Genomic DNA, 10,487 nt, shown 5'->3' on the forward strand with positions numbered 1-10,487 from the left:
GGCCAGAGCAATGGCCAGCTCTATGAGCTGGCCAACGGCTGCCTGTGCTGCACGGTGCAGGAGGAATTCTTCCCGGTGATGGAGCAATTGCTGGAGCGCCGCGCCGATATTGACCACGTGCTGATCGAGACCTCCGGCCTGGCGCTGCCCAAGCCGCTGGTGCAGGCTTTCAACTGGCCCAGCATCAAGAATGCCTTCACCGTGGACGCGGTCGTTACCGTGGTGGACGGCGCGGCAGCCGCGGCCGGCCAGTTCGCCGCCGACCCGGACGCCGTGGACGCGCAGCGCAAGGCCGATCCCAACCTCGATCACGAGTCCCCGCTGCACGAGCTGTTCGAAGACCAGCTCGGCGCGGCCGACCTCGTCATCCTCAACAAGACCGACCTGATCGACGACGCGCAGCGCGCCGACGTGGAAGCGCTGATCCGCCCGGAGATCCCCGCCGAAGTGAAGATCGTCGGCGCGCAGGGCGGCAAGCTGGATATCGCGTTGCTGCTGGGCCTGAACCGCGCATCGGAAGACACCATTCACCTGCGCCCGGATCACCACGGCTCGGCGGACGATCCCGATCACGCAGACCACCATCACGATGCGTTCGATTCCGTCGTCGTGACGCTGGGCGAGGTGGACCGCGACGCGTTGATCGATGGCCTGCGCCAGCTGGTGGAGAGCCACACCATCTACCGCATCAAGGGCTTTGCCAAGCTGCCCGCCAAGCCCATGCGGCTGGTGCTGCATGGCGTGGGACGGCGCTTTGACAGCTACTTCGACCGCCGCTGGCTGTCGGGCGAGGCGCAATCCACGCGTATCGTCCTGATCGGCCAGGAGCTTGACCAGCCCACGCTGCAGGCTGCCCTGGAGGCCGCGCTGAGCGCCGCTGCCGTGCGCACGCCGTAAGGCATAGCGCATAAGGCATAACGCATAAGGAATAACGCCCACACCAGCCCAGGCACCCGATGCACTTGCTTTCCACCCGTCCGGGCGGCTTCGTCGACGATAACGCCGGCGTGGTGCGCATTGAACAAAGCCCGGCACAAATCGTGGTGCTCAGCGCGGCGGATACCACGCTGTCGCTGCTGGCCGGGGCCTTCCCGCGCCTGGGGAAGGATTTTCCCACGGTGCGGCTGGCCAACCAGATGTACCTGCGCCAGCCGGCTTCGCTCGACATGTATGTGGACGACGTGCTGCAGCACGCGCGCGTGGTGGTGGTCGACCATCTTGGCGGCGACAGCGACTGGCCCTACGGCCTGGAGCGGTTGACCGAACTGGCGCGCTCGCGCAACCAGCTGCTGGTGATGTTCTCCGGCGACCTGGCCGAGGACGCCAACCTGCTCGGGCGCGGCAACGCGCCGCAAGCGCTGGCCAGCAACCTGTGGCGTTACCTGCGCGAGGGTGGGGCGGACAACGCCGAGCAGTTTTTCCGCTGCCTGGCGCATCACGCTTTCGGCTGGGGCGAGCCCGCGCTGCAGCCGCGCGTGCTGCCGCAGGCGGCGATCTATCACCCGGCACACGGCGTGGCTACCGCGGCGGACTGGCTGCGGGAGTGGGCGCAGGATGGCCATGCCGATGCGCCGGTCGTGGCGCTGGTGTTCTACCGCGCCCACCTGCAGGCTGGCAACACCGCTGTGTTCGATGCCCTCATCGCCGCCTTGCGCGCAGAGGGCATGAACCCGCTGCCGCTGGCGGTCAACTCACTCAAGGACACGCTGTGCCGCGAGGTGCTGCGGCATCTGTGCGCCGGGCACGGCGCGGCGCTGGTGCTGAACACCACGGCGTTTGCCGTCTCGTCGCTGGACGCGCCTGAAACCCTGGAGCTCGCCGGTGACGCGCCGGTGCTGCAGGTGATCCTGAGCGGCGGCAACCGCGAGGACTGGCTGCAGGACAGCCAGGGCCTGGGCCCGCGCGACGTGGCCATGCATATCGCCATGCCCGAGGTGGACGGGCGCATCATTACGCGCGCCGTCAGCTTCAAGGGGCTGGCCTATCGCTGCCCCCATACCGAGGTCGACGTGGTGCGCTACCAGCCCGACGCGGAGCGCATCGCCTTCGTGGCCGAACTGAGCCGCCGCTGGTGCCGCCTGCGGCAGCTGGACAATGCCGACAAGCGCGTGGCGCTGGTGCTGGCCAATTATCCGGCCAACGAAGGGCGCATCGGCAACGGCGTGGGGCTGGATACGCCGGCCTCCGTAGTGGGCATTCTCGGCATGCTGCGCGAGCAGGGCTACCACTGCGAAGGCCTGCCCGCCGATGGCGACGACCTGATGCGCGGGCTCACGCAGGGCATCACCAACGACCTGACGCACCGCGACCTGCGGCCAGCGTTCCAGAGCCTGTCGATGGCCGACTACCTGGCTCACCTGAGCGGCCTGCCGGCGGACAACCAGCGCGCCCTTGCCGAGCGCTGGGGCAGCCCGGACCAGGACCCGATGGTGCGGCAGGGCCGCTTCATGATCGCCGGCGTGCGCAGCGGGCATCTGTTCGTCGGGCTGCAGCCGGCCCGGGCGTACGCGCTGCCGGGCGAGGAGGGCAGCGAGAGCTACGCCAGCTACCACGATGCCGATCTGGTGCCGCCGCATGGCTACCTGGCGTTCTACTTCTGGCTGCGCCACAGCTTCGGCGCCGACGCCATCGTCCACGTGGGCAAGCACGGCAACCTGGAATGGCTGCCCGGCAAGAGCGTGGCGCTGGCCGATACCTGCTGGCCCGATGCCATCCTCGGGCCGCTGCCGCATCTCTATCCCTTTATCGTCAATGACCCGGGCGAGGGCGCGCAGGCCAAGCGGCGCGCGCAGGCTGTCATCATCGATCACCTGATGCCGCCGCTCACGCGCGCCGAGAGTTATGGCCCGCTGCAGGACCTGGAGCGGCAGGTCGACGAATACTACGAGGCGCTGGCGGTGGACCCGCGCCGCGCGCGGATGCTGCGCAAGGAGATTCTGAAGCTGATCGTGGACCAGCAGCTGCATCGCGAACTGGGGCTGGATGCACCGGCGGATACCGATGGAGAAGACGCGCTGCTCAACCGCACCGACGCTTACCTGTGCGAGCTGAAAGAGTCTCAGATCCGCGATGGCCTGCACGTTTTCGGCGTGTCGCCGCAGGGCCGCCAGCGGCGCGATACGCTGCTCGCGCTCGGGCGCTTTCCGGTGGGCGACGGCAAGGGCGCGCAAGCCAGCTTGCTGGCTGCGCTGGCCGCCGACCTGGCATTGGGCGATGGCTTTGACCCGCTCGATGCCGACTGGTCCGCGCCCTGGCAAGGGCCGCGTCCGGCGCAGCTGGCCACGCTGGATGCCGGGCCGTGGCGCCATCATGGCGATACGCGCGAACGCCTTGAGATGCTGGCCATGGCGTTGCTCGGCGACGTGGCTGGCGACGTTGCCTTGCCGCGGGCCCGCGCCGTGCTCGCGCGTCTGCGGCAGGACGTGATGCCGCGCCTGGATGCCTGCGGCCCGCAGGAAATGCGGCAGCTATCGCGTGGGCTGGCCGGGCAGTTCGTGCCGCCGGGCCCCAGCGGCGCGCCCTCGCGCGGCCGGCCGGATGTCCTTCCCACGGGGCGCAATTTCTACTCGGTCGATACGCGCGCGGTGCCAACGCGCACGGCATGGACGCTGGGCCTGAAGTCTGCCAATCAGCTGATCGAGCGCCACCTGCAGGAGCACGGCGAGTATCCGCAATCCATTGGCCTGTCCGTCTGGGGCACCGCCACCATGCGCAGCGGCGGCGACGATATCGCACAGGCCTTCGCGCTGCTGKGCGTGCGGCCCAAGTGGGCAGCCGGCAGCTTCCGCGTGACCGACTTCGAGATCTTGCCGATGGCGATCTTCGACCGTCCGCGCGTCGACGTCACGCTGCGCGTGTCGGGGTTCTTCCGCGATGCCTTCGCCAACGTCATGCGCCTGTTCGACGCTGCCGTGCAGGCGGTGGCGGAGCTTGACGAACCCACCGAGGTCAATCCCGTGCGCGCCCGCATCGAGAGCGAGCGCGCGCGGCTGGAAGCCGAGGGCGTGCCCGCTCTCGAGGCGCGCCGCCGCGCCGGCTGGCGCGTGTTCGGCGCCCGCCCGGGCGGTTACGGCACCGGCCTGCAGGACCTGATCGATAGCCGCAACTGGCAGGGCGACAGCGATCTGGCGCGGGCCTACCTGCATGCCGGCGGCTACGCCTATGGGCAAGGCACGGATGGCGTCGAGGCGCGCGCCAGCTTTGCCGAGCGCCTGTCCAGCCTGGACGCGGTCGTGCAGAACCAGGACAACCGCGAGCACGATCTGCTCGACGCCAACGACTACTACCAGTTCCAGKGCGGCATGGTGGCGGCCGCGCGCGAGTTCGGCGGCGCGCAGCCGGCGATCTACCATGGCGACCACAGCAACCCGGCGGCGCCGCGCATCTGCACGCTGCAGGAAGAAATCAGCCGCGTGATCCGTGCGCGCGTGGTCAATCCCAAATGGATCGACGGCGTCAAGCGGCACGGCTACAAAGGTGCGTTCGAGATGGCCGCCACCGTGGACTATTTGTTCGGCTTCGATGCCACCACCCGCGTGGTGGCCGATCACCAGTACGCGCTGGTGACCGATGCCTATGTGAACGACGCCGGCACCCGCGCCTTCCTGCGCCAGCACAATCCGCGCGCGCTGCACGCCATCTGCGAGCGCCTGCTCGAAGCGGCGCAGCGCGGCCTGTGGCAGGAGCCGGGCGAGCGTCGCGCCCAACTGGAACAACACCTGCTCGACAGCGAGCAGGCGCTTGAAGGAATCCCCTCATGAATGCAACCGCCTGGCTCGCCCGCATGCCATTTCCCTTCAGCGCCCTGGTCGGCCAGCAGCGCCTGCAGCAAGCGCTGCTGCTCGCCGCGGTGGACCCCGGCATCGGCGGCGTGCTGGTCAGCGGCCCGCGCGGCACGGCCAAGTCGACCGCGGCGCGAGCCCTTGCGGAATTGCTGCCCGAAGGCCAGTTCGTCACGCTGCCGCTGGGCGCCAGCGAGGAACAACTGATCGGCACGCTCGACCTCGGCCACGTACTGAAGCAGAGCGAGGTCCGCTTTGCCCCCGGCCTGCTGGCGCGCGCGCACCAGGGCGTGCTCTATGTCGACGAAGTCAACCTGCTGCCGGATCACCTCGTCGACCAGTTGCTGGACGTGGCCGCCAGCGGCGTCAACGTGGTGGAGCGCGACGGCGTGTCGCACCAGCACGAGGCGCGCTTTGTGCTGGTGGGCACCATGAACCCGGAAGAAGGCGAGTTGCGCCCGCAGCTGCTGGACCGCTTCGGCCTGTCGCTGGCGCTGGAGAACTGCACGGACGCCGCGCAGCGCCAGGCGATCGTCAAGGCCCGGCTCGCGTTCGACAACGACCCGGTGGCCCTGCGCACGCGCTTCGCCACCGAGCAGGATGCGCTGACGCGAAAGGTGCGGCTCGCGCGCGGCGCACTGTCCGCGCTTTCGTTCAGCGATGCCGTGCACGAGCGTGTCAGCCACCTGTGCTTGGCCGCCGCCGTCGATGGCGTGCGCGCAGATCTGGTGATGCTGCGCGCGGCGCGCGCGCTGGCTGCCTTGCAGTGCGACGCGGCGGTGGTGCCCGCGCATGTGGACACCGTAGCGGAGCTGGTATTGCACCACCGGCGCCAGGAACCGCCCAACGCGGGCGGGCAGGCTGGTGAGCAGGCCAATGGCGCTGGCAGTGCGAATGGCAGCGGCGATGGCGATGGCCGCAATGCGGGCGGCGCAGCCGCCAACAACCCATGGGGCGCGCTCCCGCCCCCGCCGGCAAGTGCCGCGGCCGGCATCGCCCCGGTCAAGGGCGTGAGGCCGCTGCCCGCAAAAAAAGCCTGAGCCACCGGCAGGCCGCCGCCGAACCCGGGCAAGGCGGCAACCGGTGGCAAGCCCCTCGTTTTACTCCTCGTTTCGCCCCACTGCTCGCCGCGCCGCACGGCCGCCCGGGCAGCTCGCGCATCCACTGGACACGCACGCTGGCCGCTAAGGGCAGCCAGCCGTTTGCGCCCAGCCATCTGCGCTGGCGCGCACAGCAAGCCCACGCCGGCGTGCTGCACTGCTTCGTGCTCGATTGCTCGGCCTCGATGCTGCACGGCAGCCAGCTCGCGCTGGCCAAGGGCGTGCTGCTGCGCCTGCTGCAACGCGCCTACCAGGCGCGCGCCGAGGTGGCGCTGGTGTGCTTCGCCGCCGGCCGCGCCGAAGTCCGCCTGCAGCCGGCACGCGCCCGCCCATGGAGCGAAGCCTGGATCCGCCCGATCGCCGGCGGCGGCAGCACGCCGCTCGCACTCGGCATGGAGCGCGCCGGCCAGCTGCTGGCCCACGCCGCGCGCCGGCGCCCGGCGCAACAGCGCTGGCTGTGGGTGCTCAGCGACGGCCGCAGCATGGAGCAGCCACCGCGTCCGCATTGGGCCGATGCGGTGATGGTGGTGGATTTCGAGCGTCAGGCGGTGGCGCTGGGGCGCTGCCGGCAGCTGGCGCAGGGGTGGGAGGGAGAATATCTGGTGGCAGATGCGTTGATGGCGTGATGTTGCGCAAAGTCACCATAACCTCGGCTCCGGACGACCAGCGCATCGTTCCCCCTCGGATCTGAAATAGCGCAATGGAAGTCTCGGCGACCGGCGCTATCCTCGGCGCACTAAACCGCCAACCAGACCACCATGTAACTACCAAGGAACCCGATATGACTATGGATTTGAGCGCTGTGACGGTCCGTGCAACTGCAGAAGAAGACTGGGAAGTCCTTAAGACTATTCGTCTCGCCTCCTTGCAGGACAGTCCAACCGCGTTCGGCCTGAGTCACGCTACTGCAGCCGCATATAACGAACAGCAATGGCGCGAACGCGCATCACACGAGACGCGGCCAGAATTCCTGCTGGCCATGCAGCAAGAACAAGCGGTCGGTCTTATTGGCGACGCTGTCGGCCCGACGCAGGAATACAACCTGATTGCGATGTGGGTCCATCCTATGTGCCGCGGAAAAGGAATCGCGGAACGCTTGGTTGACGCAATCAAGACCCGCGCGATTGAGAGGGGGCACCGGAGGGTCGTCTTGAGCGTTTCACCGGACAACGTTCGCGCCGCGAATCTCTATCGTCGACAGGGTTTCGTCTTCTTGCCGGAATGGGAGGCCTTGGCCAGTCATCCCGGCGTCAAAGTCCAAAAAATGGAATGGCGCGCGGTTGATTGACCTTCGGTGCGAGTTCCCTGAGCGCTTGAGTGGCCGCTTCGGGCGAAGTCGAAGGGTCGCGGCGGGTCGGGAAGAGCCAACTGGCACCCCTCCCCTCTGTCGACCGGAGTCGGCCCAAAAGCAGGCACTCGCGCTCAAAGACAAATGATTGCGTTCCAGCTAGCCGCAAGGCGTGACTGTGTCTCGATGTGCGAGGCGGGCGAACGTCTGGGGTGGGCCGCGGGAATCGAGGTGGCCATTTGCATCTCCCCAGAAAACCCCACAATAGTTGGGTTATCGATTTGCCCGGACTTATTGCATAAAAAGCTAGAATTGCAATGCTTTAGATTTCGAGTCAGAAATCCATCGCACTAGAAATTAACAATAAGATTGAAGGGCAATAATGAAAACGATGAGTAAGTTTTTTGCCAGCCTCCTGCTGGCAGGGTCTCTTGCCGCCTGCGGCGGCGGTGGTGACGACGGTGGTGGCAGCTCGCTGAGCATCAATGCTACGGGCAGCGCTCCACAAGCGACGAGCGTCGGTGCAGGCCAGACCGCGTCCATCAACATCAAGTCGGGCGACTTCATTAAGCTGCAGGCGACCGAGCCGGTCAAGTGGCAAGCCGTGATTACCAGCACCAAGACGACGGTTACCAACCAGACGCTGACGGACACGGTATGGTCCGGCAACCTGATCAGCCCGGACGGTGACAGCATCGTTCTGACGGCGGCACTCGCCAGCAATCCCAACAAGGTATTTACGCTGAAGCTGGCGGTTGCCGCATCGACGCGTTATTCGGCAATTGCGCCAACGGTCGGCGAGGTAACGACGTTCAAGGAAACCTCGGTAACGATCGGTGGCACCAGCAACGTCAGAAACATTGCCTACACGACTTCGGCCGTCAACAACGGCGTGTTCACCATCAATGCCGTGAATCTGGCCGACAACTCGGCTTTCCGCAACTACACGCAAGATGGCGACCGCAATCGTCTGACCCAGACCTACCCGGCGACCAACAACGTCTGCACGTATACGCCCAAGCGTGGCCTGTACGATTTCCCGCTGTATGTGGGCAAGACGTGGAACAGCACGTGGCAATACGCTTGCCTGGTGGGCGGCGTATCCGGTTATCATGAAAACGCCAGCGTGGTGGGCAATGTCGAAGGTATCGAGTCAGTTACGACGGCTGCCGGTACGTTCAATGCACTGCGTATCAGCTATGTGATCTCGTACGCCAACTCGAACGATCCGGCTGGCTTCACGACCTATAACGAAACCATCAAGACATGGTGGTCGACGGAGTTGGGTCGTATTGTGAAGTGGCAAGATACCTATGGCTATCCGACCAGCTTCTCGGATCCGACTTACCTGAGGACTTACACGCAGGAACTGACCAGCGTGAAGTAACAGAGTGAGATGTAAGGAAAATGGCCAGCACAAGCTGGCCATTCAGATTGTTGACAAAGGCCACCCTGGTACAGGGTGGCCTTTGTTCATAATTGCGTGATGCTAAAGACGCCAATGCCTACCAGCACGAGCAACGCTGCGGAGTGTCTGCTTCGGAGCAACCTGACCGGCTGCAATGGGTCGGGAGGGGACGACTGGGTAGYGGCGGGCCGAGGTCATGAGGATTCTGCGGCCTCGGCCAGCTCCGCCATCGCCTGCCTTGCGGAACAAAGTTCTTCGTCGCCCATGCGACGGGCGAGTTCCGCTTTGGCCCAATTCCACACCGGGAACGCATCGACCACGAGTCRACGCCCGGATGTCGTCAGAGCTAGCCGCTTTCCAGCGCGGCCACGTCCGCCTTCAGCGCGAACCAAATCTCGGCTCTCCAGATTCTGAACATTTCGGCTGAGGGTAGTCGGATCGACCCCGGCCCTATCCGCAAGCTCGACGAGCGTCGCCCCCTCGGCCGCACCGATCCCAACCAAGAGGCTGAATTGCTCGGCCGTCAGCCCGAGCGGCTTGAAGCAGGCATTGTAATATCGCGTGAGTGCACGCGCCGTTGCACGAGCCTGGAAGCCCGGACACTCTGCTTCGACGCCCTTCAAAGATTCTGGATCAAAACCGTTCACGTCTACCTCCTTGACAACCCCCATCGTAGCATAATAGTGTATATGCATTATTGAGAGGAGGCACAATGCCGGCATACGTACACGTCAATCTACGCGTCATCGACTCAGCCAAGCAGGCCGCGCTCGCTCCGCGCTTTCAGGCGGCGCTAAAAGAGGCGGGCGGGCGGATTCTACATTTCGGTCCTGTTGCGCAGATTCTAGAAGGGGATGAGGTGCCGCTGCCGATGGCCGGCGTGTTCGAGTTTCCGACTCTCGCCCAAGCGGTAGCCTTCTACAATTCCGAGAGGTATGCGCCGATCAAGGCCGAACGTCGGGAAGCCCAGCAAGCGCGCATGTTCATAGTCGAAATGCACTCGTGAGTGACCGCTTTCGGAAGGCGTGACGGTCCGCAATGGAGCAGAAGCGGCGGCTGGCTGGCTGGCTGATTGCCGAGGTCCCTTCCCGGCCAAAACAAGCCAGTCGCGACTGCCCGCACGAATGTCTGAAATAGGGAGCTACACGGAGTTGGGATGGGGAAACCAACACGCAGACGTCATGAAAAACACCAACGTTTGAATATTCCCATCAGCAGTCACTTGCGCTCGCAGTCCGGCCAAATCGGGCAACGCAGTGCCAGACCCACTTGGCCATTTGATAGTCAAGCACGACATCCCGGGCGGTACCTATCTCCAGGGGAGTGACAACGCCATTGGCGCTGATCCTCGAAATCGCTTCGGCGACAGTTGGACTGCGAAATTGTGCGCAGCTGCCAAGGTGGTCGAGAGACAATCGGAATCCGTCGTGCCACTCAAGTATGCATCCGAGCGTGAGAGCCGCTCGTTCGACGGCGGTATCACGATAGCAGGGGTCCAGTACAATCGCCTCGACATCCGCGTTGACCTGTAGTTTCCCGTGCACATGCGCTTCGATATAGTTGTCGAGTACATCATCCAGATTTGAGACGTTCGCCTTTGCCAACTCGATCAGTGACATGCGATCGCTAACACCAAAATCCATTGGGTTTTGGACACTGTCAGGGTAACAAAATGTCGTTCGGGAAAGCACGTGAGGACGCAATCGAAGATGGCACGAACCGAAACGCGGGGAGCCTCCTACAGGTTCGGCTCGGTAGTTCAGCGCTCCGTATTTCGGACGTAGCGCCATATCTGCCTGATMGTAGGCCCCACCGAATATGCGGCTCTCCCAATTCCAGCGGTCGCCGCCCGGATAAGCGGTTATACCGCCATTACTCGAACCCGTTTCGAACTGCGACCGGTATATGCC

At 65.1% G+C, this 10,487-nt stretch carries 9 protein-coding genes; 7 read left to right on the plus strand and 2 right to left on the minus strand.

The genetic code is table 11. The annotated features are described in order from the left end of the window. The 6 genes from cobW to AC1DS3_RS29090 all read left to right on the plus strand — a co-directional run. A partial coding sequence (gene cobW / locus AC1DS3_RS29065) for a cobalamin biosynthesis protein CobW (RefSeq protein WP_477128459.1) occupies positions 1–897 on the plus strand: 897 nt, incomplete at its 5' end. 59 nt (positions 898–956) lie between these two features. Beyond that, positions 957–4,760, plus strand: coding sequence for a cobaltochelatase subunit CobN (gene cobN, locus AC1DS3_RS29070; RefSeq protein ID WP_477128460.1), 3,804 nt, complete (start codon positions 957–959; stop codon positions 4,758–4,760). Continuing rightward, positions 4,757–5,821 (plus strand): magnesium chelatase ATPase subunit I, encoded by a 1,065-nt coding sequence (locus AC1DS3_RS29075; RefSeq protein WP_441638249.1) that lies wholly within the window; start codon positions 4,757–4,759, stop codon positions 5,819–5,821. Before cobN ends, AC1DS3_RS29075 begins: the two co-directional genes overlap by 4 nt. A gap of 209 nt (positions 5,822–6,030) precedes the next feature. Beyond that, a complete protein-coding gene (locus AC1DS3_RS29080) occupies positions 6,031–6,507 on the plus strand; it encodes a vWA domain-containing protein (protein ID WP_441638251.1) in 477 nt (158 codons plus the stop codon). Between the two features lie 74 nt (positions 6,508–6,581). Continuing rightward, the gene (locus AC1DS3_RS29085; protein WP_477109425.1) at positions 6,582–7,169 is read left to right on the plus strand and encodes a GNAT family N-acetyltransferase; all 588 of its coding nucleotides are present in this window, start codon (positions 6,582–6,584) and stop codon (positions 7,167–7,169) included. Positions 7,170–7,551: 382 nt separating this feature from the next. Beyond that, positions 7,552–8,556 carry a hypothetical protein gene (locus AC1DS3_RS29090; protein ID WP_477128461.1) on the plus strand — a complete coding sequence of 335 codons (1,005 nt, stop codon included), beginning with the start codon at positions 7,552–7,554 and terminating at the stop codon, positions 8,554–8,556. Positions 8,557–8,771: 215 nt separating this feature from the next. Here AC1DS3_RS29090 and AC1DS3_RS29095 read toward each other — a convergent pair whose 3' ends face one another. Then, on the minus strand, positions 8,772–9,224 hold the full coding sequence (locus AC1DS3_RS29095; protein WP_477128462.1) for a MarR family winged helix-turn-helix transcriptional regulator: 453 nt from the start codon (positions 9,222–9,224) through the stop codon (positions 8,772–8,774). A 65-nt stretch (positions 9,225–9,289) separates the two neighbouring features. Here AC1DS3_RS29095 and AC1DS3_RS29100 point away from each other — a divergent pair, with 65 nt between their 5' ends. After that, entirely contained in the window at positions 9,290–9,583 is a 294-nt protein-coding gene (locus AC1DS3_RS29100; RefSeq protein WP_441638259.1) for a DUF1330 domain-containing protein, read from the plus strand. 205 nt (positions 9,584–9,788) lie between these two features. On the opposite strand, the gene AC1DS3_RS29105 is transcribed toward AC1DS3_RS29100, so the two are convergent. Beyond that, positions 9,789–10,487 (minus strand): DUF3626 domain-containing protein (locus tag AC1DS3_RS29105; RefSeq protein ID WP_477128463.1); only part of this gene is annotated, 699 nt, incomplete at its 5' end.

The sequence above is a fragment of the Cupriavidus sp. 01L46 genome, from assembly GCF_056399905.1.

Bases quoted from the DNA above. Each gene is read 5' to 3' on its own strand.
- AC1DS3_RS29090 (WP_477128461.1), top strand. From the start codon at position 7,552: ATGAAAACGATGAGTAAGTTTTTTGCCAGCCTCCTGCTGGCAGGGTCT.
- AC1DS3_RS29075 (WP_441638249.1), top strand. From the start codon at position 4,757: ATGAATGCAACCGCCTGGCTCGCCCGCATGCCATTTCCCTTCAGCGCC.
- AC1DS3_RS29085 (WP_477109425.1), top strand. From the start codon at position 6,582: ATGGAAGTCTCGGCGACCGGCGCTATCCTCGGCGCACTAAACCGCCAA.
- AC1DS3_RS29100 (WP_441638259.1), top strand. From the start codon at position 9,290: ATGCCGGCATACGTACACGTCAATCTACGCGTCATCGACTCAGCCAAG.